The 26463-nt window shown below is 61.9% G+C and carries 21 protein-coding genes and 3 pseudogenes; 9 read left to right on the plus strand and 15 right to left on the minus strand.

Annotation, left to right across the window (positions count from 1 at the left end):
• Window positions 1-71 precede the first annotated feature (71 nt).
• The gene (locus JFU58_RS06445; RefSeq protein WP_201140094.1) at window positions 72-3455 is read right to left on the minus strand and encodes a dermonecrotic toxin domain-containing protein; all 3384 of its coding nucleotides are present in this window, start codon (window positions 3453-3455) and stop codon (window positions 72-74) included.
• A 197-nt stretch (window positions 3456-3652) separates the two neighbouring features.
• Here JFU58_RS06445 and JFU58_RS06450 point away from each other — a divergent pair, with 197 nt between their 5' ends.
• Window positions 3653-4117 carry a hypothetical protein gene (locus JFU58_RS06450; protein ID WP_063033898.1) on the plus strand — a complete coding sequence of 155 codons (465 nt, stop codon included), beginning with the start codon at window positions 3653-3655 and terminating at the stop codon, window positions 4115-4117.
• A gap of 20 nt (window positions 4118-4137) precedes the next feature.
• A complete protein-coding gene (locus tag JFU58_RS06455; protein WP_201140096.1) occupies window positions 4138-4950 on the plus strand; it encodes an SDR family oxidoreductase in 813 nt (270 codons plus the stop codon).
• A gap of 30 nt (window positions 4951-4980) precedes the next feature.
• Here the strand turns inward: JFU58_RS06455 and JFU58_RS06460 are convergent, their stop codons facing one another.
• The gene (locus JFU58_RS06460; protein ID WP_063027250.1) at window positions 4981-5844 is read right to left on the minus strand and encodes a LysR family transcriptional regulator; all 864 of its coding nucleotides are present in this window, start codon (window positions 5842-5844) and stop codon (window positions 4981-4983) included.
• Window positions 5845-5955: 111 nt separating this feature from the next.
• Between JFU58_RS06460 and JFU58_RS06465 the strand changes: the two genes are divergently transcribed.
• Window positions 5956-7146 (plus strand): MFS transporter, encoded by a 1191-nt coding sequence (locus JFU58_RS06465; RefSeq protein WP_201140097.1) that lies wholly within the window; start codon window positions 5956-5958, stop codon window positions 7144-7146.
• Window positions 7143-7541 carry a hypothetical protein gene (locus JFU58_RS06470; RefSeq protein ID WP_063027246.1) on the plus strand — a complete coding sequence of 133 codons (399 nt, stop codon included), beginning with the start codon at window positions 7143-7145 and terminating at the stop codon, window positions 7539-7541. The genes JFU58_RS06465 and JFU58_RS06470 overlap by 4 nt, the downstream gene beginning before the upstream one ends.
• Window positions 7542-7643: 102 nt before the next feature.
• On the opposite strand, the gene JFU58_RS06475 is transcribed toward JFU58_RS06470, so the two are convergent.
• The 4 genes from JFU58_RS06475 to JFU58_RS06490 are packed head-to-tail and all read right to left on the minus strand — an operon-like array spanning window position 7644 to window position 12410.
• Entirely contained in the window at window positions 7644-8504 is an 861-nt protein-coding gene (locus tag JFU58_RS06475; protein WP_017477666.1) for an efflux RND transporter periplasmic adaptor subunit, read from the minus strand.
• Window positions 8505-8514: 10 nt separating this feature from the next.
• Window positions 8515-8715, minus strand: coding sequence for a DUF1656 domain-containing protein (locus tag JFU58_RS06480; protein WP_063027242.1), 201 nt, complete (start codon window positions 8713-8715; stop codon window positions 8515-8517).
• A complete protein-coding gene (locus tag JFU58_RS06485; RefSeq protein ID WP_201140099.1) occupies window positions 8705-10888 on the minus strand; it encodes an FUSC family protein in 2184 nt (727 codons plus the stop codon). The genes JFU58_RS06480 and JFU58_RS06485 overlap by 11 nt, the downstream gene beginning before the upstream one ends.
• 10 nt (window positions 10889-10898) lie before the next feature.
• Window positions 10899-12410 (minus strand): efflux transporter outer membrane subunit, encoded by a 1512-nt coding sequence (locus JFU58_RS06490; RefSeq protein WP_093205313.1) that lies wholly within the window; start codon window positions 12408-12410, stop codon window positions 10899-10901.
• A 182-nt stretch (window positions 12411-12592) separates the two neighbouring features.
• On the opposite strand from JFU58_RS06490, the gene JFU58_RS06495 reads away from it, so the two are divergent.
• A complete protein-coding gene (locus JFU58_RS06495; protein WP_003216257.1) occupies window positions 12593-13561 on the plus strand; it encodes a LysR family transcriptional regulator in 969 nt (322 codons plus the stop codon).
• Window positions 13562-13574: 13 nt separating this feature from the next.
• Here the strand turns inward: JFU58_RS06495 and JFU58_RS06500 are convergent, their stop codons facing one another.
• Genes JFU58_RS06500 through JFU58_RS06515 form a run of 4 tightly spaced genes read right to left on the minus strand, consistent with a single transcriptional unit; the run spans window position 13575 to window position 19896 of the window.
• A complete protein-coding gene (locus JFU58_RS06500) occupies window positions 13575-14939 on the minus strand; it encodes a heavy metal sensor histidine kinase (RefSeq protein ID WP_177070297.1) in 1365 nt (454 codons plus the stop codon).
• Window positions 14929-15606, minus strand: a complete 678-nt coding sequence (locus tag JFU58_RS06505) for a heavy metal response regulator transcription factor (protein WP_063027234.1) — start codon at window positions 15604-15606, stop codon at window positions 14929-14931. Before JFU58_RS06505 ends, JFU58_RS06500 begins: the two co-directional genes overlap by 11 nt.
• Before the next feature lie 31 nt (window positions 15607-15637).
• The gene (locus JFU58_RS06510; RefSeq protein WP_177026146.1) at window positions 15638-18733 is read right to left on the minus strand and encodes a multidrug efflux RND transporter permease subunit; all 3096 of its coding nucleotides are present in this window, start codon (window positions 18731-18733) and stop codon (window positions 15638-15640) included.
• Window positions 18730-19896 (minus strand): efflux RND transporter periplasmic adaptor subunit, encoded by a 1167-nt coding sequence (locus tag JFU58_RS06515; RefSeq protein ID WP_177026147.1) that lies wholly within the window; start codon window positions 19894-19896, stop codon window positions 18730-18732. The genes JFU58_RS06510 and JFU58_RS06515 overlap by 4 nt, the downstream gene beginning before the upstream one ends.
• A 215-nt stretch (window positions 19897-20111) precedes the next feature.
• Between JFU58_RS06515 and JFU58_RS06520 the strand changes: the two genes are divergently transcribed.
• From JFU58_RS06520 to JFU58_RS32550, 4 genes and pseudogenes are all read left to right on the plus strand, one after another.
• Window positions 20112-20354: a hypothetical protein gene (locus JFU58_RS06520; RefSeq protein ID WP_003216247.1), complete on the plus strand. Its 243-nt coding sequence runs from the start codon at window positions 20112-20114 to the stop codon at window positions 20352-20354.
• A gap of 168 nt (window positions 20355-20522) precedes the next feature.
• Window positions 20523-21311, plus strand: a complete 789-nt coding sequence (locus JFU58_RS06525) for a transporter substrate-binding domain-containing protein (RefSeq protein ID WP_201140101.1) — start codon at window positions 20523-20525, stop codon at window positions 21309-21311.
• A 107-nt stretch (window positions 21312-21418) separates the two neighbouring features.
• Window positions 21419-21700 (plus strand): annotated as a pseudogene (locus JFU58_RS32545) (PAS domain-containing protein); the annotation flags it as partial.
• A gap of 303 nt (window positions 21701-22003) precedes the next feature.
• Window positions 22004-22996: pseudogene (locus tag JFU58_RS32550) on the plus strand (methyl-accepting chemotaxis protein); the annotation flags it as partial.
• 59 nt (window positions 22997-23055) lie between these two features.
• Here JFU58_RS32550 and JFU58_RS06535 read toward each other — a convergent pair.
• The 5 genes and pseudogenes from JFU58_RS06535 to JFU58_RS06550 form a co-directional block, all read right to left on the minus strand.
• A complete protein-coding gene (locus JFU58_RS06535) occupies window positions 23056-23799 on the minus strand; it encodes a YkgJ family cysteine cluster protein (RefSeq protein WP_093205294.1) in 744 nt (247 codons plus the stop codon).
• 108 nt (window positions 23800-23907) lie between these two features.
• Window positions 23908-24390: a GNAT family N-acetyltransferase gene (locus tag JFU58_RS06540; protein WP_201140103.1), complete on the minus strand. Its 483-nt coding sequence runs from the start codon at window positions 24388-24390 to the stop codon at window positions 23908-23910.
• A 3-nt stretch (window positions 24391-24393) separates the two neighbouring features.
• Complete coding sequence (locus JFU58_RS06545; RefSeq protein WP_063027220.1) at window positions 24394-25296, minus strand: chemotaxis protein CheV; 903 nt, start codon at window positions 25294-25296, stop codon at window positions 24394-24396.
• Window positions 25297-25347: 51 nt separating this feature from the next.
• Window positions 25348-25446: pseudogene (locus JFU58_RS32195) on the minus strand (outer membrane lipoprotein carrier protein LolA); the annotation flags it as partial.
• A gap of 24 nt (window positions 25447-25470) precedes the next feature.
• Window positions 25471-26445: a 2-hydroxyacid dehydrogenase gene (locus tag JFU58_RS06550; RefSeq protein ID WP_177070289.1), complete on the minus strand. Its 975-nt coding sequence runs from the start codon at window positions 26443-26445 to the stop codon at window positions 25471-25473.
• Window positions 26446-26463: the final 18 nt, after the last annotated feature.

Genomic DNA, 26463 nt, shown 5'->3' on the forward strand with positions numbered 1-26463 from the left:
CTGCGTCCCCTATCCGCAACCGGTGGGTCGGGGGCTTTTTTAGATCATTGCCCCAGCGCTTTCAAACGCGCTCAACTGAAATAGTCGGGAAACTGATTCGGCCCCAAATACAGAAAGTTCGACTCAGTCAGCTTGATTTCCTTGTTCATCTTCAACTCAACGAACTGGCTACCCGACGTGATGGAACCTAGGTCCTGCGGAACCTGGTCGCTGCTGAATACCACCATATAATCGCCCCTGCCCACATAACGTTCGTTACCTAGAAACAACAGGTTTTCCACGTTTTCGCCATTAAGTTGCTGGCCGGGGGGATTAACGTACACACCGCCCTTTGAACCCGCCCGCGTTTCCCCACGCATCAGATCATTAATGCTGTGCCCCCGAGCGATCGCTTCGGCGCCTTCCTTGCTGGTGTAGTGGATATAAACGGGTTGCCCGTTGTGCAGGCCCGAATCCACTATCGACCGCCAATCCGGATGATTGACCAATGGCTTGTTCGTTGCAGCGAGTGGGGCAGAGCTGCCTGGCCGACCAAGCGCCTTTTGTGCCTGGGGCTGGCTAGCCTTCTTTGAGCCTGGGGTTCCTGACTTGATCCCGCCCGGCATACGATTCAATCGCCATTCGCCCTCGCCCGCCGGCTGCAGGAATGCCACGGTTTTTTTGGTTTGCGCGTCAATGACCCGTACAGGTCCCCCCTCGACCTTGTACACCGGGCTGATTTCATAGGGTTTACTGACGCCGGTACCGTCGGTGTAACGCACATAGAACTGCTCGCCGACTTGATAGGTGCCGTCGCCCCTCATCGTGCGGCCACTGAGCAGGCTGTCAGCCACGGAATGGGCACTGATGTCTGGCAATGCGCGGGCTGAGGCCTCCTCCGCCGATGCCTGGCGTACCGCCATTGGATTCAACAACGGCGCGACGACTCTACTGATCGGCGGTGGCTGCAGGACCGGGCGCATAATTGGGCTGGCCTTGCTACCTGCCGCCATGCCGCTGCCGTCGCCATACCGGGCGTAGATCATGGCAAGGCGGTTGGGTTTGTTGAGCAGGTTGACGATGGATTGTCCCGGTGCCCGGATGACACGCAGCCCCGCCTTGGTCAGCCGGGCCGCGGTCGAAACGCCCTTTCCGACAATGGGCAGCAAGTCCATGAACATCGTGGCGACCTCGATGCCGAACAGGCTCTTGTTGTATCTCGATTCTTTGGCTACTTCATCTGAGCTGACAGATCCGACGTCCGCCTTATCGATCAATATTTCCGTCAGTTGTTTGTACAGCGTGTCCTGGAAATTGCCCTGGATAGGTGTGAGGTAGGCGTTGCTGCCCAACTCATTTATCCGTCCCAGCCGCTCTACGTTTTCAACCATGCTCCCCTCGATGATTGCCCCTACACCGTCCGGATCGAGCGGCGACGTTTTGCTAATTGCGTAGGTTCGCCATCCCGGTTCTTTGAAAAGCGCACTGAGGGCCGCCTGATTGGCGACTTCCCGAAAGGAGATCCCGTCAGGCGCATCAGGGCTATACAGCACAAGCGGCCCGTCCTGCCCGTTGCCGATAGCGATCACACCCTGAAGCGCCTGACCGTAGTGGCTGACGGTGTTGGCGACAACGGTCTTTCCATCCACTTGGGGCCGCGTGGAGGCGTCCGGAAAATCGAGCACGGCCCGGACCCATTCAGGTCCCGAGGAGCCTTGTGGATAAGCCTGCGGGTTCAACTGCCCCAGAAACGCCTGTTTCTGCATGACATCCGACAGGTTGGCTTTCCACGCCGCGCGCAGTTTTCCCGGCTTTCCCGTCTGGGCGTCCGGTGCCATCCGTTCCTTGAGTAGCGCGATGTAGTTGCCGCCCACATCGAGCTCATTCACCAGCGCCTTGAGGTCCTCGGTTCCCAACACCAGGGGTTTTCCATCTGCCCCGATTACCGGTTTGCCTGAAGTATCGGTCAGCTTCGCGGCGAACTTCACCTCAGTATCCTGGTGGCTTTCTGCTGCGGGCCATGCCGTAGGGTTTCTCAGGGCCAGGTCAATCAATGAGCTGTGCTGCCTGCCGACATCGCGCGGGACGTAAGCACCTGACCGACCGGTATGAATTCTGGATTGCGTGGTGGTGGTCACCACGATCTTGTCCGGGTCGAGATTCACCGTAGGGTATTTTTTCCTGAGTGCAGCCTTTAATTGCTGACTGGCAAAGTCCTGCAGTGAAGGGATCTCTTCCAGCAACGGCACCAGCGTCTGGAGGGATTGCTGCTCGCGTGCATCCAGGTCTTTGTATTGCCCCTCGCTCATGCGCGACAGGTTTTTCAGCCACGGTGGCTGCTGTTTTTCTTCAAGCCTTTCTCCCCGGGCGAGCATTGCATTGCTGCCGTCCAGTTGAGAAGACCAATTGGCGGCGTTGTTCATGGCCTGGGAGATTTGTGGGCCGTTCATGTCGCTGGTGTCTGAGTGCGTCAGGGCATTCAGTTCGGCTTTTTGTCGCTCCAGAAGCCGAGGAATCGCTTCAGCAATCACGTCCCCTGAAGTCGGGACGAAACTCAGCGTCAGGTCCTCCCCGCGTAACGGTTTGCGCAGGTTTTCCGCCGACAAGGGCAAGCTCTGCGACAGCAGTTCTGCGGGAACGCCTCCTTTGTCAATTCGTTGCATCAGTGCCGCCTGCAATTGTGCAGGGGTCGCGAATTCTTCAAAGCCCTCACCTGGGGTGTAGAGCACCACAGGTCCATGGTCCTGGCTGGCAGGCAAGTTTTTGTTGCCGTTGGGCCAGTGCGGTTGCGTTTGCCCGGAGCCATCGGTGGTGGTGATCATGAAGGCCCCGGCCAAGCACGCGCCGTTCGGCGTATTGTCATCCACCGTGATCGGATACACACCGGGCCGCGCACCGTTGGGGAAGGCGTTTTCCCGGGCCGCGAGGGTCGGATAGCGGAACGCCTTGTCGATCAGGGCTTTGCTCGCCAGGCTCAGGGTGCCGTCCTCCACCCGCAGCGCCGCCTGGGTGGAGAGCATTTGCCGGTGCAGGTTGATCAGTTGGTCTTGAGGCGGGCTCGGGTCTGTTTCGGTGGGGCGGGCAGACGTCCAGAACCGAGTGACAGCGTTGGCAAACAGATCCCCGACTTCCCCCACGGCGCCAGGCGTCGTGGCAACGTACTCCTGATATTCCTGCACAAACTGTTCGTAGGTGGGCTGCTGGCTGATCAACCGGTTGATTTTAATGTTGAGTGCATCGTGCTGAGTGAGAAACCCTTGTTGGGCAGAAGCGGGTCTGCCAAAAACATACTCGGCGACAACGGCCGGACGAATACCCCGAACGACCGGTAGAACGGGGGTACCGGTGACGGCGTGGCCAGAAAGTGGTGCCTGATCCCCGAGTGGAGGCGCTGGCCTTTCTGAAGGTTGAGGGCGGGTTGAGTCTGAGGAAGGGGGAAGATCAGGCTGATAGTGGGTATGAGGTTTAACAATCATTAAATGGACCCTGTGATTAAGGGGGCCAGTCCATTGTTACCCTTGTAAAAGAGATATCACTCCAGTGATAAATCAGTCAGTGGTGTAAGAGGCTCAGCGGGTTCCGATGGGAAAATAGCAGTGCATTTCGGCAAGTGAATAGGCTTAGCCTCCGGGCTCAGCTACGATGAAAGCTCATGGCAAGCGAGGGCTTTATCGTGTTCATCGGTGTTCTGCTGATCATTACTTGGCTGGTCCTCCTGCTGCGCTACCCCGCCAAGGCGTTGCCGGTTTCCCTCGCGGCCGCCGTCGGCCTGGGCCTGGTGGCGGTATGGGTGGTGTGGCTGGACAACCGCGAGGCCCAGCAATTGGCGCGTCTGGAACTGCGTACCGTCTACGCCCCGAAAGAATGCCCGGCGGACCGCCCGCTCAAGCTCACCTTGAACAACGGCAACAACGTACCGCTGACCGAACTGCGTTGGCGCATCGCCGCTTATGCGCCGGGCGATACGGTCAACCTGGCGGACAACGTGTACGCTGCCCCGCGCTATCGCGGCCCCGGTGAGTTGCAGGCTGGCGCTACCTGGGAAGACTGCCTGCCAGTGCCGCCGCTGCGCCCCGGCTATCGCCCGCAAACCCTGGAATTTCGTGCCGAGCATCTGCAAGGCAGCTTCTCTGACTAATAACGACGAAGGACTGATCCATGCCCAATGTGCTCATCACCGGCTGTTCCAGTGGTATCGGCCGTGCCCTGGCGGACGCCTTCAAGCAAGCCGGTTTTGACGTGTGGGCCAGCGCCCGGCGCAGCGAGGATGTGGCGGCACTCGGCAGCGCCGGCTTTAACGCGGTGCAACTCGACGTCAACGACAGCGCCGCGCTGGCGCAACTGGCGGGGCAGATCGGCGAGCTGGACGTACTGATCAACAACGCTGGCTACGGCGCCATGGGCCCGTTGCTCGACGGCGGCACCCAGGCGATGCAGCAGCAATTCGAGACCAACGTATTTTCCGTGGTTGGGGTGACCCAGGCGCTGTTCCCTGCCCTGCGTCGCCGTAAAGGGTTGGTGGTGAATATCGGCAGCGTGTCCGGCGTGTTGGTCACACCGTTTGCCGGTGCGTACTGCGCCTCCAAAGCGGCGGTGCATGCCTTGAGTGATGCGTTGCGCATGGAGCTCGCGCCCTTCGGCGTGCGGGTGATGGAAGTGCAGCCGGGGGCCATCGATACAAGTTTTGCGAAAAACGCCGGCACCCAGGCCGAGCTGTTGATCAATGAAAAGTCGCCCTGGTGGCCATTACGCGAAAGCATCCGCGCCCGGGCCAAGGCCTCCCAGGATCGGCCTACGCCCGCTCGCGTTTTTGCCGCGGATGTATTGAAGGCCGTGCAACAGACAACACCGCCGCGTCTGTTGCGCTCGGGTAATGGCTGCCGGGCATTGCCATTGATGGCGGCGTTGCTGCCCAAGGGTTTGCTGGAGACTGTCTTGAAAAAACGATTTGGCCTGAGCGGCCAGCTGTAAGAGCCCCCCGCCACACGGTTTCTCGACTGATCAGCCTTTCATGAAATCAATGAAGGCCCGCACTTTCAGCGGCAAATGCCGAGTATCCGGGTACAGCGCATACACCCCCTGTGGCGCAAATCGATGACCCGGCAGCAGACGCACCAAACGCCCGGCATCCAGGTCTTCCTGCACCAGCCACTGGGGCAGGATCGCCACGCCATGCCCGCGCACGGCAAAGGCCTGGAGAATGGCGGCGCTGTCCGCAACCAATGAAGCCTTGCCGGGCCCCGGGCGATACAGGTGCTCGACGCCAGCCGGATCAACCACCGCCAACTCCGTCAGCCGCCCGTGACCCAGCTTGGGCAATTGCTCCAGCTCATCCAGCGTGGCGACCCCGGCAAACGCCGGCGCGGCCACGGCAAAAATCTCGTAGCTCGACAGCTGCACCGCCCGATGATTGGAGTCGAGCATCCGCCCCAATCGAATAGCCACATCAAACCGTTCCGAGATCAGGTCAGCGTGGCTGGAGGATGTGGATAACTGGATGTTCAATTCCGGGTGCAGGCCGCGAAAAGTTTCCAGCGCCGGCACCACCACAGCTAATCCGTATTCGACGGTGGTGGTGATGCGCAACGTGCCTTTGAGTTGGCTGTGTTCCGAACGGGCTTCCTCAACCGCCAGGCGCGCCTCCTCCAGCATCCGCGTGCAGCGCAGGTAAAAGCGCTCACCCGCATCGGTCAGTGCCAGTTGCCGAGTACTGCGGGTCAGCAGGGTGACACCCAGTTCGGCCTCCAGGCGCTTGAGGTTGAAGCTCACCACTGCTCGCGTCTGCCCGAGAAAATCAGCGGCCGCGGTCAACGAACCGGCCTCGACCACGGCTTTGAAGGTGTCGAATCGATCCAGGCTGACCATTAAGCGCGCACTCCTTTGTCAAAATATTTTTGACAAACTAACAGTCAAACCGCTGTTTCCCAAGTGCCCGCACCCGCCTACCCTGCCGCCATCCACTGCAGGAAGCGCGCAATGACCTACCGCTCGAAAGTCACCTGGATCTTTCTACTGGGCTTCGCCCTCGACCTGGTGAACATGTTTGTCGCCACCATCGCCTACCCGGATATAGCCCGGGAGTTGCACGCTTCGGTCACGCAACTGGCGTGGATCGGCAACGCCTATATGCTCGGCCTGACCGTGGTGATTCCCCTGAGCGTGTGGCTGGCGGCGCTGTTGGGCGAACGACGCCTGGTTGCCGTAAGCCTGCTGCTGTTCGGTGCGGCCTCGGTGCTGGTGGGCCAGGCCGCGTCGATTGAAGCGCTGATCGGCTGGCGCCTGCTGCAAGGCCTCGGCGGTGGCTTGTTGATTCCTGTGGGACAAGCCTTGGCGTATCGGCATTTTGCGCCGGCAGAACGCAGCCAACTGACGGCCAAAGTCATGCTGGTGGCGCTGCTGATACCGGCGCTGTCGCCGGCGTTGGGTGGCTTGGTGGTGGACAGTGTGTCGTGGCGCTGGATCTTTTTCGCCAACCTGCCCCTGGCGCTGATCACCCTGGTGTTGACCTTGTGCTGGCTGGAGGCGGACACGCCCGCCTCCACACGCCCAGCGCTGGAACTCGGCAAAATAGTGCGCCAGGTTCGGCGCCCGATGCTGCGGGTCGCGATGCTGGTGTACCTGTTCATTCCGGGCGTGTTTATCGGCACCAGCCTGGTGGCGATTCTTTATCTGCACGGCCTCGGGTTTACTGCCAGCCACATCGGCGCGCTGATGCTGCCGTGGGCGCTGGCCTCAGGGTTGGCGATTGCCTTGAGCAAAAAACTGTTCAATCGCTGCGGGCCTCGGCCTCTGCTGTTGGCGGGCATGCTGCTGCAATCCATCGGCATCCTGTTGCTGATCGAGCCACACCCGACAGTCATCGTGCTCGCCTACCTCCTGATGGGTCTGGGCGGCAGCCTGTGCAGCAGCACCGCGCAAACCCTGGCCTTTCTCGACATTCCGGCCGAGCGCATGGGGCATGCCAGCGCCTTATGGAACATCAATCGGCAATTGAGTTTTTGCCTCGGCGCCGCCGTGCTCAGTGGGGTACTGGCCGCGCTGGACTCCTTCGCCGCGACCTTCGCGATTGCCGCAGCGTTGACCCTCTTTCCATTATTTGCCGTACTGTGCCTGGATGCGTCCAAGGTACGGACACTGCTTCACCCTGCGAGCGAGCCCACACGATGATTGATTACCGCGACTTTTTTGATGAAGTGATCCAGGCCCATGTCGAGATCGAGCAATGGTTTGCCGGGACAGCACCGGAGGGAACGCTGCAGATTTTGCTCGGCCGTTTCTCGCCGGACTTTTCCATGATCACTCCGGCTGGCAAACAACTGGATTTTGCGCTGCTCAACCAGCTGTTCAGCCAGGCCGGCGGCAAGCGCCCCGGGTTCAAGATCAGCCTCAGCGAGTTTGCCGGGATTGATCGACATGCCCGTGGCGCGACGGTGAGTTATCGCGAGCAGCAGGTGGATGACAGCGGCGCCCAAACCGATCGGCGATCGACCGTGGTGTTTGAAAAGCAGGCCAGCGGCGCCCTGCTGTGGCGCCACTTGCATGAGACTTTTCTACAGGCCTGACACAGTCAAAATGTGGGAGCGGGCTTGCTCGCGAATACGGAGTGTCAGCCACTGAATAGAGTGCCTGATCCACCGCTTTCGCGAGCAAGCCCGCTCCCACATTCAGTTCTGTGTTTGGTTGACGATCACGGTGCAGGTGATCCCCGCCGCCAACAGCACACCCTCCGGCACTTCATCGATGTGAATCCGCACCGGCACCCGCTGGGCCAGGCGCACCCAGTTGAAGGTCGGGTTCACATCGGCGATCAGCTCGCGGCTCTCCGGATTGTCCCGGTCATAGATCCCGCGCGAGATGCTTTCCACGTGGCCCTTGAGGGTTTCGCCGCTCATCAACTGCATGTCGGCTTTATCCCCGACTTTGACGTGGGGCAGCTTGGTTTCTTCGAAGAAGCCGTACACCCAGAACGAGTTCATATCCACCACCGCCATCTTCGCCTCGCCAATACGCGCGTAGTCGCCACGGTGCACGTTGAGGTTGGTGACGTAGCCATCCACCGCCGCCACAACCTGGGTGCGCTTGAGGTTCAGCTCGGCCGCTTCCAGTTGCGCCAATGCGTGCTGGTAATCCGCCAGGGCCGAGTCGGCGATGTTGCTGGCGTCGTCGCGGTTCTCCTTGGAGATCACCAGGGCATCGAGGTCGGCGCGGCGGTGGGCGTTGACCTTGCGCATCTCCCAGGTGGCCTTGCGTGAAGCTACCAGGGATTGCGCCTGCTTGACGGCGATCTGGTAGTGCTCGGGGTCGATCTGCATCAGCAGGTCGCCCTTTTTCACCAGTTGGTTGTCACGCACCGGGACATTGACTACCTCGCCGGTGACATCGGCGGCAACGTTGATGATGTCGGCGCGCACGCGCCCATCGCGGGTCCAGGGGGTTTCCATGTACTGCACCCAAAGCGTACGACCCATCCAGATCGCCAGGGCCAGTACCAGCAAGGTCGCGAACAGGCTGAAAAACTTTTTCATCGGGGCATTCTCAACGGTAGACGGTCAGCGCCAGGGCGCTGAACAAGCAAGCGAACAGGCTCAGGCGCAGCAGCGCCGGGTGCCAGAAAAAACGGTACAGGTCAAAGCCGGCCAGGAATCGGTCGAGGGCCCAGGCCAGGCCCGCCGCGATCAAAAACATCAGGGTCATGGTGGGCATGTAGACGCCGTGGAAGGCGATTTCACGAGGCATGGGCGGGTCCTTCGGACTTGAGGGCAGCCAGGGGTGATTGCGGGTCCAGCAATGAGGTGCGGATAAAGTGCAGGTAGCTTTTCACTCGGCGTAGGGCCGAGGTGTCGAAGTGCGGGGCGAAGGGTTCGTCGGTGGCCTGCACCCGGCTGATGGCATGGTCCACGGCGATCAGGCTGCGCTCCAGGTTGCTGGCGCTGGGTTGCAGGAACAGCCGCACCAACGAGCGGCCCATCACCCGGATCGCCTGGCGCCACGGCTGGGATTCGGCATACGCCGGGTGCACCGGCAAGATCGCCTGTTCCTTGCGCAACTCGATAATCGCGTGGCCGACTTCCAGCACCACGAACATCCAGCGCAGCAGGTTGCGTTGCACCTGGGGTTGCCCGGCGGCGAAACCATAGGCCTGGTGCAGCAGGTCGCGGGTGCGGCTTTCGAAACCTGACGCCAGGCCCTTGAGCTTGCCGCTGATGGCGAACACCACTTGCTCGCGCAAGTCCTGCTCCAGCCGGCGCCACAACCAGCGACTGTTGGGCGGCAGGATGATCGCACCCGCCGCCGCACACACCAGCATGCCGATGACCATGGCGATGTAGTCGTTGATGAAGGTGTAGGGGTTGTAGATCGTGAGGTTGTCCGGCACCGAGCCGGTGCTGAAGAAAATCAGCAACCCCACGCCAACGCCGGCGTACTGCGGGCGCGAAGCCAGGAACGAACCGAAGATGATCACCGGGGCGAGCATTACGCACAGCAGCGGGAAACCATCGATCCAGGGGAACACGAAGAACATTTCAACAAAGCCCACCAGCGCCCCGATCAAGGTGCCGCAGGCCATTTGAAACGCCATGCGCTTGGGGTTGGGCGTGGCGGCGGACAGGCCCACCGTCGCGGCGGCGATCAGGGTCATGGTGGCGCCGCTGGGCCAGGCCGTGGCCACCCAGTAACTGCCGAGGACGATCAGGATAAACGAGGCGCGAATCCCGGAAGCAGCGCAGGCCAGCCAGTTGGTTTTCGGGGTGTAGGGCTCGTCCCAGTGTTCGCGCTCGTGGCTGTGGTCCGCCAGGGACGCGTGGGTCTGGGCGTAGTTGTGCAGATCGTCGACGAAGCGGTACAGCAGCTCGTAGGCGGTGTGAAAATCCAACTGCTCGGCGTCGCTGGGCTGACTTTCCTGGAAGCTCGTGCGCAGGCTGCGCACCTTGGCGGGCAGGCCTTCCTTATAGGTATTCAACTGATTGGCCAGGCGCGCCGCGTCGGGGCTGGTGAGGGCACGGCCGGAGAAACCGTCGAGCAATTCCGCGAGGTCTTGCAGGCCGGGTTTGATGGCGGCCACCACGTGATCGGCCTCTTGGCTGCGCAGGCGTTCGAGCAATTGGTGCAAGGCATTGAAGCGAGTAGTGATGCTCATGAACTCGCTGTTCAAGCGCGTCAGCCGACCATTGCGCCGACGCATGTGCGGGTCTTCGAACACCGTGATGCTGCGCAGCCCTTCCAGGCCCACGGCTTCGGCGATAAAGCGTACGTTGCTGCGTTCAAACCCTTCACGCTCACTGCGACCGCGCAGGCCGTCGGTGACGAACAGCGCAAACACCCCGAAGCGCTGGTACAAAGCGTTGCGCATCGCAGCGCTGGCGGTTTGCGGCAGGATCGCGGCGCTGATCAACGTGGAGCAGACAATCCCCAACGAGATCTCCAGGACCCGCCACACGGCCGCCATGAAGGCGCCATCGGGATGGGCCAGGGCCGGCAACCCAACCATCGCCGCGGTGTAGCCCGCCAGCACAAAACCGTAGGCGCGAAAGTTGCGATTGCGGGTCGCGCCAGCAGTACAGATGCCGACCCAGATCGCCAGCGAGCCGAGGAACAGCTCCGTGTTCTGGGCGAACAAGGCGATCAGAAAAACCATCACCGCCGAGCCCGCCAGGGTGCCAAGGAAGCGGTAGAAACTCTTGGCGAATACCTGGCCGCTCTGCGGCTGCATCACGATAAATACCGTGATCATTGCGGTGCGCGGCTGCGGCAGTTCCAGGCGCATGGCCAGCCACAAGGTCAGGAACGCCGCGATCAGCACCTTGAAGATATAGACCCAGGTCACGCCGTCACTGCGTGCCCAATCGAAGAAACCACGGCGCCATTCAAGGGAGTGCAACCAGCGCAGCGGTGCAGGCAAGGGAGTCATTGCATCCTACTCAGTGATCAAACACGGCGAGGGCCGCCGGGGTCTTGCTCGGAAGCGTCTTGCTGTCTTGCGGCACGTCGCTGCCAGCGCCGAGGCCGCCGCCCAATGCGGTCACCAGTTCGGCGTGGGCACTCAGGCGTGCGGCCTGAACCTGCTGCTGCACCTGCTGCTGGCGGAACAACAGGCTTTGGGCATTCAGCACATTGAGGTAGTCGGTGAGGCCGCGCTGGTAGGCGATCATCGCGATGTCATAGGTTTTCTGCGCCGAGGCCACGGATTCGGCGGCGAAGGCTTGCTGCTTGTCCATCGACTCGCGGCGGATCAACTGGTCGCTGATGCCCTTGAGCGCATTGACCAGGGTCTGGTTGTAATGCGCGACGGCGATGTCATAGCCGGCGCTGGCTTCACCCAACTGCGAGCGCAGGCGCCCGCCATCGAAGATCGGCAGGCTGATGGCAGGGCCCGCGGTGTAGTTGAGCTTTTTACCCGTGAGGAAACTGAGCATCCCGCCGCCGGTGGCGACGTAGCCGAGGCTGCCCACCAGGTCGACGTTGGGGTAGAAACCGGCGTGGGCCACGTCAATGCCACGGGCCTGGGCCGCCACTTGCCAGCGACTGGCGACCACGTCCGGGCGCTGGCCGAGCAGTTCGGCGGGCAAGGTCGACGGTAGCTTCAACGGTGCACCGAGGGACAAGGTGGGCCGCTGCAACTGCGCGCCCTCCCCCGGCCCTTTGCCCGCCAGCGCAGCCAGCTGGTTGCGGCTCAGGGCGATGGCTTCATCCAGAGCGTCCAGTTGCCGATGGGTTTCCGGCAGCGGCGTCTCGGCCTGGCTGACTTCGAAGTGGGTGCCGATCCCGCCATTCAAGCGCTTTTGCGCCAGGTCGAGGATCTGTTGTTGCTGGGCCAGGGTGGCGGCCACGATATCGCGCTGGGCGAAATGCAACGACAGTTGGATATAGGCGCGCACCACGTTGTTCTGCAATTCGAGCTGGGCCTGGCGCGCTTCGGCGGCGCTCATGTGGGCCATGTCCACGGCACGCTCGGTGGCATTGCTTTCGCGGCCCCAGAGGTCGAGGGCATAGCTCAAGCCCAAGGACGCGTTGTTGTCCCAGGTGGTGGAATTGTCCAGCGCGCCCGGGCCGTAGAACTGGTCGCTCGGCCAATTGTGGCGCTTGAGCGTGGCGTCGCCATTGACCTGCAACGACTCAGCCGACTCGGCGATCCCGGCCATGGCCCGGGCTTCACGCACACGAGCAGCGGCCATGGCCATGCTCGGGCTGCCTTGCACGGCGAGGTCGATCCAGTGGTTGAGTTGCGGGTCGCCGTAGGCTTGCCACCATTGCGCGGTGGGCCAGTGGGCGTCCTGGGCGGCGGTTTTGATCGCTTCGTCGGTGGCCAATGTATTGGCGACGAGTGACTGGCCTTGAGGGGCAATTCCTCCGGTTCCGATGCAGCCGCTGATTGCTAACGATAAGGCCCAAACACTGAGAGTCTTCAGCTCTCTGCTGATGCGACGCGGCACTGCTGCGAATTCCTGAGAGGGTGTTGCGGGGAAGGTGGCGCAATTCTAAGGGGCGGGCCGGATGGCGATAAGGTGGGATTCTTGTGAATCTTTGTTACCGTTCAGGCGATAATCCGTTCGTAGGGATCACTGGATCCTGCAACTTCGTGTCACAATTTGCCATCTCCCCTGAGAGCACCTTAATGGACACCTTGCAAAACATGCGCGCCTTCAGTTGTGTGGCCGAAGCCGGCAGCTTCACCGCCGCCGCCGTGCAACTGGATACCACCACGGCCAACGTCTCGCGCGCGGTCTCCAACCTTGAGGCCCATCTGCAAACCCGTTTGCTCAACCGCACCACCCGCCGCATCGCCTTGACCGAGGCCGGCAAGCGCTATTTGCTGCGTTGCGAGCAGATCCTGGCGTACGTCGAGGAAGCCGAGGCCGAAGCCAGCGACGCTCACGCACGCCCCGCCGGGCAGTTGAAAGTGCACACCATGACCGGCATCGGCCAGCACTTCGTGATCGATGCGATTGCCCGCTACCGCCGCACCCACCCGGACGTGACCTTTGACCTGACCATGGCCAACCGCGTGCCCGACCTGCTGGACGAGGGCTATGACGTGTCCATCGTGCTCGCCAGCGAACTGCCGGATTCGGGATTTGTCTCGCAGCGCCTGGGGATAACTTACAGCATCGCCTGTGCGTCACCGGCTTACGTCAAGGCCAATGGCTGCGCGCAACGCCCGAGTGACCTGCTCAACCACGCGTGCCTGCGCCTGGTCAGCCCGGTGATTCAGCTGGATAAATGGTCGTTCAACGGCCCGGAAGGCCAGGAAAGTGTGGCGATCAACAGCTCGCCCTTCCTGGTGAACTCGGCAGATGCGATGAAGACCGCAATCACCAGCGGCATGGGCGTTGGCCTGTTGCCGGTGTATGCGGCGATTGAAGGCCTGCGCAACGGCACCCTGGTGCGGGTAATGCCAAACTACCGTTCCCAGGAACTCAACCTGTACGCCATCTACCCGTCGCGCCAGTACCTGGATGCGAAGATCAAGACGTGGGTGGAATACCTGCGCAGCTCCCTGCCGGAAATCATGGCCGCGCATCAGGCGGAACTGGCGGCCTATGAGCTGAGTGGCAGTTTGGGCGGGGTACGACTGAGTAACTGAGGGGGGGCAGCCGCTACACCGGCAGCGTAATGCCAAAGGTGTTGCCGCCGCCCTCGCTGCGCACAAACACATCCCCGCCGTGCATCAGCGCGATCGCCTTGACGATCGCCAACCCCAAGCCGTGATTCGCCCCGCTATTGCTGCGGGACGCGTCCACCCGATAGAACCGTTCGAACAACCGGGGCAAATGCTCGCTGGCAATCTCATCGCCGGGGTTGGTCACCCCGATCGCCACGTGATCTTCCAATACTTCGATCTTTACCTCGATCACCTGGCCAGGCGCCGTATGCTGAACCGCATTGCTCAACAGATTGATCAACGCCCGGCGCAAGTGCGCCTTCTCGATCTGCACCTGGGCATCGCCGCTCACGCGTACCTGCACCTGGGCGTCTTCGAGGATGAAGTCCAGGTAGTCCAGGGTGGTCGCCACTTCGTCCGCCAATGAACTGCTGATCAACTTGGTGGCCTTGCTGCCCTGGTCGGCGCTGGCCAGGAACAGCATGTCATTGATGATCGAGCGCAGCCGTTCCAGCTCTTCGAGGTTCGATTGGAGCACCTCGAAATAATGCTCGGCCGAACGCCCACGGGTCAGCGCCACCTGGGTCTGGCCAATCAGGTTGGTCAGCGGTGAGCGCAATTCATGGGCCACGTCGGCGTTGAATGACTCCAGGCGCGAATAGGCTTGCTCCACCCGGTCGAGGGTCGAGTTGAAGGAATTGACGAACTGCTTCAGCTCCGGCGGCAACGGCGACAATTGCAGGCGCCCGGAGAGTTTCGGCGGCGCGAGTTTCTGCGCCTCATCCGACAGTTTGATCAGCGGCTTGAGGCCGATACGTGCGACCCAGAACCCCAGCAGCGACGCCAACACCACGCCAACAAACGCCAGGCCGATCAGCGCCATCAGCAGTTGATGCTGGGTGGCGCGGAAGTTCTCGGTGTCGACAGCAATCATGAAGCGCAACGGCGGACGCTGGTCCTTGGCCGGGAACTGGCTGACCAGCACTTTGAACGGATGATGATGGCCCGGCAGGTGCAAATCGCGCTTGCCGGTCGGGCCTTCGGCGAAGGCGCGAATCTGCGCGTCCGGGTTGCCGTATTCGTAGGTCGGATCGCTGCTCACCACCCAGAAGCGGATGCGCTTGTCTTCCTCCCCCAACAGCTTGAGCTTGGCGGTGATCTTCGCCCAGTGATCCGGCGTACCAAAGCGGTTCACCGAAGACTCCAGCACGCTGTAACGCGCATCCAGCTCGGCCCCGGGCAACAAACCCAGGCCTTTGTCCACCTGCTGATACAGCGCGCCGCCGATCAACAGAAAGATCAGCAGCGCCACCAACGTGAACATGCCACTCAGGCGCAGGGCGATGGAGTTAGCCGACACTGCGGCTCTCCAGCACATAACCCATGCCGCGGATGGTGTGCAGCAGTTTCTGTTCGAACGGCCCGTCGAGCTTGGCCCGCAGGCGCTTGATCGCCACTTCCACCACGTTGGCGTCGCTGTCGAAATTGATGTCCCAGACCATTTCCGCAATCGAGGTCTTGGACAGGATTTCACCCTGGCGCCGCGCCAATACGCTGAGCAGCGAGAACTCCTTGGCGGTCAGGTCCAGGCGAACGCCATTGCGACTGGCCTTGCGGCTGATCAGGTCAATCCACAGGTCGGCGATGGTCACCTGCACCGGCTCATGCCCGCCGCTGCGACGGGTCAGGGCTTGCAGGCGCGCCACCAGCTCCAGGAAGGAGAATGGCTTGCCGAGGTAATCGTCCGCCCCTTCACGCAGGCCGCGAATGCGGTCTTCCACGCGCTCGCGGGCGGTGAGCATGATCACCGGCGTCTGCTTGCGCGCCCGCAGCGCGCGCAACACGCCAAAGCCATCCAGGCCGGGCAGCATCACGTCGAGCACGATCACCGCGTAATCGTTCTCCAGGGCCAGGTGCAGACCTTCGACACCTTCACGGGCGACGTCGACGGTATAGCCTTGCTCCGTCAGGCCGCGGTGCAGGTAGTCGGCGGTTTTTTCTTCGTCTTCAACAATCAGTACACGCATGAGCCTTTTGTTCCAGGACGGGGCCTCAGCCTCAGTGTGTGGTTGCCAGCTGGGGAGCCGGTTTGGGTCTGTGGAAAAACTTCTCGAGGTACAAGTATATGACCGGTGTGGTGAACAGCGTCAGCGCCTGGCTCACCAGCAACCCGCCCACCACCGCGATACCCAGCGGCTGGCGCATTTCCGCGCCGGGGCCGGAGCCGAGCATCAGCGGCACCGCACCCAGCAGCGCGGCCAGGGTGGTCATGATGATCGGCCGGAACCGCGTGACACAGGCTTCATAAATCGCTTCTTCAGGCGGCAAGCCGCGTACGCGTTGGGCGTCCAGAGCGAAGTCGATCATCAGGATACCGTTCTTCTTCACAATACCGATCAGCAGCACCAGCCCGATCAGGGCCATGATCGAAAAGTCCTGGCCCATCAGTGACAGCATGATCAGCGCCCCCAACCCCGCCGACGGCAAGGTGGAGATGATCGTCAGCGGGTGCACGAAGCTCTCGTACAGCACACCCAGGATAATGTAGACCGCCACCAGTGCCGCGAGGATCAGCCAGGGCTGGCTGGCCAACGAACTCTGGAACGCCTGGGCCGCGCCTTGGAAGTTGCCGATGATGGTAGTCGGCATGCCGATTTCGTTCTTGGCCTGGTTGAGCATGATCACCGCATCCCCCAACGCGACGCCCGGCGCCAGGTTGAACGACAGGTTGGCCGCCGGGAACATGCCATCATGGCTGATGGACAAGGGCCCTATGGTAGGCGGGTCGACCTTGGCCACCGCCGACAGCGGCACCATCTCGTTGGTCAGCGGCGAGCGCAGGTAGAAGTAGTTCAGGCTTTCGGCCTTGCCGCGTTGCTGGGTGTCCAGCTCCAGCACCACTTGGTACTGGTTGATCTCGGTCTGGAACTCGTTGATCTGGCGCTGGCCGAAGGCGTCGTACAGCGCCTGGTCCACATCGGTGGCGGTGAGGCCAAAACGCGCGGCGGCCTGACGGTCGATGCTGATATGGGTAATGCTGCCACCCAACTGCAGGTCGTTGGACAGGTCGCGGAACGCCGGGTTGGCCCGCAGTTTTTCGGTGAGGCGCTGGGTCCAGGTATTCAGGGTCGGGCCGTCATTGCTCTTGAGCACGTACTGGTACTGGGCGCGGCTGGGGCCGGAGCTTAAGTTGATGTCCTGGCCGGCACGCAGGTACAGCACGATGCCCGGCACTTTCGCCAGTTTCGGCCGGATCCGGTCGATAAACTGGCTGGCCGACACGTCGCGGTCCCCGCGATCTTTCAAGGCGATCCAGAACCGTCCGTTGGCGATGGTCTGGTTGCTGCCGGTCACGCCCACCGAATGGGAAAACGCTTCCACCGCCGGGTCATCCTTGACGATCTCGGCGATCGCCTTGTGCTTGGCGACCATGTCCGGGAAGGATACGTCGGCCGCCGCTTCGCTGGTGCCGAGGACGAAGCCCGTGTCTTGTACCGGGAAGAAACCCTTGGGGATAAACACATAGCCGACCACCGCCAGGGCCAGGGTCACGATAAAGATCGCGGCCATGGTGCGTTGGTGGGCCAGGGCGCGGCGCAGATTGCGCGCATAGCCGGCGAGGAGGCGTTCGCTGAAGCCGGGTTTGTCGTGGGCGTGATGGGTCGGGGCGCGCATGAACAGCGCAGCCAGGGTGGGCGCCAGTGTCAGTGAAACCACCACCGAAATCAGGATGGTCGAGGTGGCTGTCAGCGCAAACTCTTTGAACAACCGCCCGACCACACCGCCCATGAACAGCAGCGGAATAAACGCCGCCACCAGCGAGAAGCTGATGGACACCACGGTAAAGCCGATTTCCCCCGCGCCCTTGATCGCCGCTTCGCGCTTGTCGAGGCCGGCTTCCAAGTGGCGGTGAATGTTCTCCACCACCACGATGGCATCGTCCACCACAAACCCCACGGCGATCACGATCGCCACCAGGGTCAGGTTGTTCAGGCTGAAGCCCATCAGGTACATCAGCGCAAAACTGGCGACCAGCGACACCCCGAGCACGCTGGACACGATCAAGGTGGCGGACAACTGGCGCAGGAACAGCGCCATCACCGCCACCACCAACAGGATCGCGATCAGCAGGGTCACTTCCACTTCATGCAGGGACGCACGGATGGTCTTGGTGCGGTCGGTCAATACGCTGACCTGCACCGAGGCCGGCAACATGGCTTGCAGGCGTGGCAGCTCGGCTTGAATGCGGTCCACGGTCTCGACGATATTCGCGCCGGGCTGGCGGGAGATCACCAGGTTGACGCCGGGCGTGTCGCCGGACCAGGCCTGCACGTAGGCGTTTTCCGAGCCGTTGATGACTTTGGCGATATCCCGCAGTTGTACCGGTGCACCATCCTTGTAGGACACGATCAGTTGGGCGTAATCCTCGGGGTGGAACAACTGGTCGTTGGTCGACAGGGTCGACACGCTGTTCTCGCCGTAGATCGCGCCCTTGGCCAGGTTCAGGCTGGATTGCTGGATCGCCAGGCGCACGTCTGCCAGGGTCAGGCCGATGGCCGCGAGTTTATCGGCCGACGCCTGCACCCGGATGGCCGGGCGTTGCTGGCCGGTGATGTTGATCTGGCCGACGCCGTCGATCTGACTGATCTGACGGGCCAGCAGGGTTTCCACGTAGTCGCTCAGCTCGGTGCTGGGCATGCTGTCGGAGCTGACGCTGAGGATCAGCACCGGGCTGTCCGCCGGGTTGACCTTTTTCCAGGTCGGCAGGCTCGGCATGTCGCTGGGCAGTTTGCCGGACGCGGTGTTGATCGCCGCCTGCACTTCTTGCGCGGCGGTATCGATGCTCTTGGTGAGGGTGAACTGCAGGGTCAGGAGGCTGGAGCCCAAGGCACTGCTGGAGGTCATCTGGGTCATGCCGGGGATGGCGCTGAATTGCACCTCCAGCGGTGTGGCCACGGAGGACGCCATGGTGTCCGGGCTGGCGCCGGGCAGCGTGGCGCTGACCTGAATCGTCGGAAACTCGGCTTCCGGCAGCGGGGCGATGGCCAGCCGTGGGAAGGCAATCATCCCGAGCAGTACCAGGGCGAAGGTCAGCAGCAAGGTGGCGACCGGATGGTCAACACACCAGGCCGACGGCGAACGACTGCCGCTCATGGCTGCACCTTGGCATCAACGGTCTGGATCACCTGCGGCGGTTCCTTGAGTACGTCGACCTGAGCGCCTGCCTTGAGCCGTGACTGGCCGTCGCTGACCAGCACGTCACCGGCCTGCACACCCTGGAGGATGTTCATGTCGCTGTTCTGGTACAGCACCTGCACCGGCACGATGTCGACCTTGTCACCGTTGACCCGGTACACGAAGTGCGAATCCAGGCCGCGCTGTACCACAGTGGGTGGCACAACCAGGGCGTTCTTGTGCAGGGCGGTCTGGATGCGGATTGTCACCAGTTGCCCCGGCCAGAGTTTTTGCGCGCCGTTGCTGAACTCGGCCTTGGCGCGGATGGTGCCGGTGGTGCCGCTGATCTGGTTGTCGATCAGGCTCAGGCGACCTTCGCCCAGCAGGTCGCCGGTCTGGCCGTCGGTGTCGGCGCCCATGTAGGCGTTGACGTCAGCGGGCAGTTGCGCGGCGATCAGGCGTTGCAGGGTCGGCAGCATTTGTTGCGGCAGGGAGAACTCGACGGCAATCGGGTCGATCTGGGTCACGGAGAACAAGCCCTGGGTGTCGCTCATGCGCAGGAAGTTGCCTTCATCCACCGTACGAATCCCGACGCGCCCGGTGACCGGAGAGCGAATCTGGGTGTATGAAAGCTGCACCTGGGCCGAATCGATGGCAGCCTGGTTGCCTTGGGCCGTGGCCTTGAGCTGGTTGACCAGGGCTTGTTGCTGGTCATAGGTCTGCTTGGACACGCCGTCGTCGATGCTCAGTTCCTTGTAGCGCTTGAGGTTGACCAGCGCGACTTGCAGTTGCGCCTGGCTTTCCCCGAGTTGCGCCTTGGCCTGGTCCAGGCTGGCGCGGATCGAGCGGTCATCAATGGTCGCCAGCAGGTCACCGGCCTTCACCAGTTGACCTTCCTTGACCAGCAATTTGGTGAGGATGCCGTCGATCTGCGGGCGAATCACCACGCTGTGCAACGACAGCACCGAACCGATGCCGCTGACAAAACCCGGGATGTCCTGCTGTTTGACGCTGATCACACGCACCGGAATCGCTGCCGACGCAGTCAGTTTGGTCTTGGCCGGACGGGTCACCACCCAGGCAACCACAGCCAGTACCACAAGGACGCCCACGATCAAGGCAGGTTTTCGTTGAATGTGCATGGGGTGAGGCGCCAGGGCAAAGGATCGGAAGAATGAAGGTTCTTTATAGCCCGCCAACCCGGTCAGCAAAGTGACTGCTAACTGACAGCGCCGTCAGTAAAGTCCGACCATTCGTACGAGCAGTGGTTAAAGATCCGAGGCGCGCAGGTATACTGCGCGACGGTGTGGCCTGCAAGTCGGGCCCGCGTCATTTTCAGTACTCCCCCGGAGCTTCCATGAATTCCCCGACACAACCCGCTGTTGAAGCGGTCGACATCGACCAACAGGCCAATCCTGACAGCGTCGAAGGCGAAACCAAGGCCGAGATCCCGGCATTCAAGTTTCCGTTCAAGCCGGGCGAACTGGCCGGTGCGAAAAACGCCAGCCAGCCGTGGTACAAAAATGGCGCGAAGAACGGCCATACCAAGAGTCCGGGCATGGCACCACCCGGCACCCGTCGCTCGATGGGCAAGCGCTGACCGGTAATAAATCCTTCGCAATGACGATTTATGCCTACAACAGTTACTGACGTTTCGCCTTGTAGGCCTGCGGCCAATTCTTGAAAGCTTGCACGACACTCACCTGCCCCGACGCTTTCGCTCGGGGCCAGGCGTGGTAAAGCTGGTTTTCCGGAAAAGGACGTCCCCGTGGTTCCTATACGCACCTGTGTCGTGCTGTTGTCGCTGATGGTCAGCGTTTTCTCCTCGACTGCGGCCAGTGATCAACCACGGCGCGAAATTCGTTTCGCCGTCGCTGCACAATTCCCTCCTTTCCAAAGCCGCAATCAACAAGGCCAACTGGTGGGGCTGAACATCGAATTGGGCAACGCCCTGTGCATACAGCTCAATGTGCGATGTACCTGGGTCGACCAGATCCTGGTGGAAAATTACCCTGCCCTTGAAGCCAGGCAATTCGACGCAATCATGGGCATGGCCTCGACGTCGAGGCGGCACCAGCGGGTAAGTTTCACCGATGACCTTTATCCGATCACCACGCGTCTGGTGGCCCGCAGGAAGTCAGGTTTGAAACCAACGCCACAGTCGTTGAAGGGCAAGCGCGTCGGGGTGCTGGTGGGCAGTAACCGCGAAGCCTTTGCCCTGTCGAAGTGGGCGCCAAAAGGCGTCATCATCAAGGGTTTCTGGCGCAACGACGAACTGATCCGCAGCCTGTTGGCGGGGGACATCGATGCCACCTTGCAAGGCATGGTGGAAATCCGTGAGGCGCTGCTCGACACCCCCGAGGGCCAGAATTTCGACTTCCTCGGCCCCGCCCTCTCTGCCGAACTGTTGGGTAACGGCGTAGGGATTGCATTGCGCAAGCCAGATACGGCATTGCGCAGCACCCTCAATTGCGCCCTTGAGCAACTGAAACAAAGCGGCGAGTACCAGCGCATCATCGCGCCCTACCGGCTTGATGCACCGCCCGCCAGGCCGTAATGGCCAATTAATTGCACCGAACATGAGCTGGATCAGTATTTGGCCAACCCGTGCGCTTAGAGTCGACGCCCTGCCGACTCCTCCAACAATCACGAGCGCGCGTTTCCATGAAGATCAATTTGCCGGTCACCGGTCGAAATGTGGACTTTGCCCCCGACGCCAATATCCTCTCGACCACCGACCTGACTAGCACAATTACCTACGCCAACCAGGACTTCATCGATATCAGCGGCTACACCCGCGAGGAGTTGTTGGGTACGCCGCACAACCTGCTGCGTCACCCGGACATGCCACCCGCTGCCTTTGCGCACATGTGGCAGGTGTTGAAGAGCGGCCGCTCGTGGATGGGCATGGTGAAAAACCGCTGCAAGAACGGCGATCACTACTGGGTCAGTGCCTACGCCACGCCGGTCACCCGGGACGGTGTGACGGTGGAGTATCAGTCGGTGCGCACCAAGCCCGATGCGCGGCGGGTGCAACTGGCCGAGCGGGCCTATGCCCGGCTGCGTGCCGGTACTCGGCGAGCACGGCCCGTGGTGGGCATGACCCTCAAGCTGTCGGCCTGGGTCTTGGGGGCCTGCGCCGCAACTTGGGCCTTGGGCCTTGGACTGGCCACTTATCCACTGACCTGGCAACTGCTGGCGGTCACCGCGACCTGTGCCATAGGGGTGATGGGCGTGCATGGTTTGTTGCGGCCCCTCGCACAGTTGAACCAGCGAGCCCGGTTGATTGCCGACAACCCGCTGAGCCAGGCGATCTACACCGGACGCGGGGATGAGTTCGGGCGCATCGAGTTCGCCATGCAGATGCTGGAAGCCCAGGTGGGCGCGGTGGTGGGCCGGATTGGCGATGCCTCGCAACGCCTGTCCGGGCACGCCGCCGCGCTGGTGCAACAACTGGACAGCAGCCACACCAGCAGTCTCGGCCAACAGTCCCAGACAGATCAGGTCGCCGCCGCGATCAATCAAATGGCCGCCAGCGTGGCGCAAGTTGCCGAGCATGCGCTGCAAGCCTCCAAGGCCGCTGACCAGGCCGGCAGCGAGACCCGGGAAGGTCATCAACGGGTGGATGAAAGCCGCGACGCGGTGCTGCGGTTATCCCAGGAGCTGGCGCGCGCCACCGACGTGATCCATCAACTTGAAAGCCACAGCGGCGATATTTCCGGGGTGCTGGAAGTGATCCGGGCGATTGCCGAGCAGACCAACCTCCTGGCGCTCAATGCCGCCATTGAAGCCGCACGGGCCGGAGAACAGGGACGCGGGTTTGCCGTGGTCGCTGATGAAGTGCGCGGGCTGGCCCAGCGTACGCAGCAGTCGACCAATGAAATTCAGCGCATGATCAGCACCCTGCAAGGCGGCGCCCGAGATGCGGTACAGGCGATGGCGCAAAGCAGCCAGCATGTCGAGGCCAGCGTCGACCAGGCCCAACGCGCTGCCGCCGCGTTGGACGGGATCAGCCAGCGGGTGACCCAGATTACCGCCATGAGCCAGCAGATTGCGGCGGCGGTGGAAGAGCAAAGCGCGGTCAGCGAGGACATCAACCGCAACATCATCGGCATTCGCAATGCCGGGGAAGTGACGGTCAACGCGGGTCAGCAGAGCCAGCTCAGCTCAGGGGATGTGGCGGGGCTGGCGGATGACTTGCGGCGGCTGGCGGAGGAGTTCTGGAGTAAGCGGCGGCAGTAGCGGCATGAGCTGTTTTGGGGCGAGGGGGCTTGTCCCCCTCGCCACAGGTGTACATTCACTCAAGCCGCCCGTAACGAAATGAACGCATAGTTGGCCGGCACCTCGGTGGCAATCCGGGCGCCGGCATCCAGCAACTGCTCGGCAATGTCCATCCCGGACACATGAAACACCCACTCATTGGCCGGCACCGCCTCTTGGGTCGCCAATTCGATCGCCTGGGCAAACAGGCCCATGTCCGGCAAGTACGCGGTAAATCCATCGCCCTTGAGCGCCGTGGTATGGATGCCCAGCAACCCACACACCGCTTCCTTGGCCTGGATATCGTCGCGATCAGCCTGGCGTGACCGGCTGATCAGCTCGGCCAGTTCCTTGTCCATCAACTCGCCACCCACGATCAGCGCCGGCCCCTGCTCCCAGGATTCCGGCGGGCAGTCCTTGGCGCCCGGGTTCAGCGGGATGTGCGGGTTGATCTCCATCGGGTAGATGCGGCACACCAACGGCCGCCGCTCGTAAATGCGGCAACGGTTGTCCTCGTCAAGATTCCGGCAGCGCCCGGCGTTATAGGCGGCAAAGGTGATTGCCACATACGCTTCGGTATTGCCGCTGGGCACGATGGCGGAACGGCGTTGTGCGTGCTCACGCTGCAACTCGGGCAGGCCAAGGCCCGTGCCCAGGAAACCCTCCACCAGCACGATGACATTGCCGCCGTCAGCCGCCCAACTGCGGGCTTCTTCGAGGGTCAGGGGCACATGGTGGTCAGTGCAGCATTTGCCGCAACCGACGCAGGAAAAGTGGGTATTCATGGAGGATCTGTCACCAGGCAAGGTCAGAAGGCACTCGTGAACGGTGGCGGGTTTTTGCCTCTGTTCACCGTTCTGTCTCTGTGCAAAGCAAGTTATGCGCCAGCGTCCTCAGTCTTCGGGGGCAAGGTCCCGAAGCACAAACACCATGCCGGCATTTTCATACAGGCGGCGGGCCCGCAGGTTGGATTCCAGCACCTTGAGGTCGACAAACGCCTCGCCGCGCTGCTTGAACACCTGGAAGGTGTGCAGCAATAACGCCCGGCCCAACCCCATGCCCTGGGCACAGGGGTGAATGGCCAGGTTCTTGATGTAGGCGCTGGTCCAGCATTGGGACACACCCAGGATGCCGCTGGCGTTACTCGCCACCAGGCACAGTTTTGGATCGAACTCGGCATCGGTAACGAACTGCTGACGCCAATGTTCAAGGGAACCGACACGTCCGCCGCCTTGTTCCTGGGCCAGGCTCAATACCTCGTGAATCGCCGGAGCCATGGCTTCGTGGTAATGATCCAGCTGGATGTCCGCCGGCCATTGTGCCGCGGGCAGGCTACCGGTGAGGTCGCGACGCAGCAGCTGGAAATACTCTCCCACCGGTCAGAGGCCCTGCTGTGCAACGGTCTGGGCGGCGACCACCAGGCACTTGGTCAGCTCGGGGGAGGAGAACTTGGTGAGCACCGCATTGGCGCCGGCCAGGCGGGCTTTTTCGCTGTTCATTGCACTGTCCAGAGAGGTGTGCAGCAGCACATAGAGGTCCTGGAAGTCCGGGGTTTCCCGCAGGGTACGGGTGAAGGCGTAGCCGTCCATTTCGGACATTTCGATGTCCGAGACCACCACGTTGATTTGCTCGACAGTACCTTGCAGCTCCAGCAAGCGGTCGATCGCTTCCTTGGCGCTGCGGGCGGTGTGACAGGTGAGGCCGAGGTTGCGCAGGGTGTGCACCGATTGCTGCAGGGCCACCTGGCTGTCGTCCACCACCAGGATTCGGGCATTGCCCAGCACTTCGGCTTCTTCCATGGTCAGGTCGGTGGGCGCCGCTTCGATCTGCGCCGGGGCGATGCCGTGGATGACTTTTTCGATGTCCAGCACCTGCACCAGGGCGCCTTCGACCTGGGTCACACCGGTGATAAACGAACGCGTGCCGCCCGAGCCAAACGGCGGCGGGCGAATGTCGGTGGTCAGGCAGTGCACGATCTTGCTTACCGCCTGCACATGCAGACCCTGCTTGGAACGGCTGACATCGGTGACGATCAGGCAGCCGCCATCGGGGTCTTGCAGGGGCATTTCCCCCAGCGCCCGACTCAGGTCGATCACCGACAAGGCGGCGCCGCGCAAGGTGGCGATGCCTTTGACGTGGGGGTGCGACTCCGGCAGCTTGGTCAGCGGCGGGCAGGGAATGATTTCACTGACTTTCAACAGGTTGATCGCCATCAGCTTGCCGCTGCGCAAGGTAAAGAGCAGAAGCGAGAGTGAGTCTGCGCGGGCTTTGGTGGTGGACATAAAAACCTTCTGTGGATCAGGGATGACGATCTATAGACCGTTATCGACTTGCACGCGAAAAACTGTAGGAGCGAGCTTGCTCGCGAAGAACCTGAGGGCGCTGTGTTTATCCAGGCTGCCCGCTTTCTCGTTGACGCTTTTCGCGAGCAAGCTCGCTCCTACAACAAGCAGTCGTCAGCCCTTCCACACCTGCGGGTTCACCAAATCCTGCGGACGCTGGCCCAACAGCGCACTGCGCAGGTTTTCCAGGGCACGGTTGGCCATGGCTTCGCGGGTCTCGTTGGTGGCCGAGCCGATGTGCGGCAGGGTCACGGCATTGCTCAGCTGGAACAGCGGCGACTCGGACAGCGGCTCCTGCTCATACACATCCAGGCCGGCGCCACGGATGGCCTGGTTTTGCAGGGCCTCGATCAGCGCCGGCTCATCCACCACCGGGCCACGGGAAATGTTCACCAGGATCGCACTGGACTTCATCAACCCCAGCTCGCGATGGCTGATCAGGTGGCGGGTTTTCTCACTCAGCGGCACCACCAGGCAGACGAAGTCGGCTTCGGCCAGCAACTGGTCGAGGCTGCGAAATTGCGCGCCGAGTTCCTGTTCCAGTTCGGTCTTGCGGCTGTTGCCGCTGTACAGAATCGGCATATTGAAACCCAGGCGACCCCGACGGGCGATGGCCGCGCCGATGTTGCCCATGCCGACAATGCCCAGGGTCTTGCCGTGTACATCACAGCCAAACAACGGCGCTCCGACGCTGGCTTTCCACTGCCCGGCCTTGGTCCAGGCGTCCAGTTCGGCGACGCGGCGGGCGCTGCTCATCAGCAGGGCAAACGCCAGGTCGGCGGTGCTTTCGGTGAGCACGTCCGGAGTGTTGGTAAGCATGATCCCGCGCTCATTGAAGTACGCCAGGTCGTAGTTGTCGTAGCCCACCGACACGCTGGAAACCACTTCCAGTTTGCTCGCGCCTTCCAGTTGCGCACGGCCCAGCTTGCGGCCTACGCCGATCAGCCCGTGGGCGTGCGGCAAAGCCTCGTTGAACTGGGCATTGATGTCGCCCAGCTTTGGGTTAGGCGCGATGACATCGAAATCCTGTTGCAGGCGTTCGATCATTTCCGGGGTGACGCGGCTGAAGGCGAGGACAGTCTTTTTCATGGAAGGCGGGCTCATCGA

This window comes from Pseudomonas sp. TH34 (assembly GCF_016650865.1).
Classification (GTDB): domain Bacteria; phylum Pseudomonadota; class Gammaproteobacteria; order Pseudomonadales; family Pseudomonadaceae; genus Aquipseudomonas; species Aquipseudomonas yamanorum.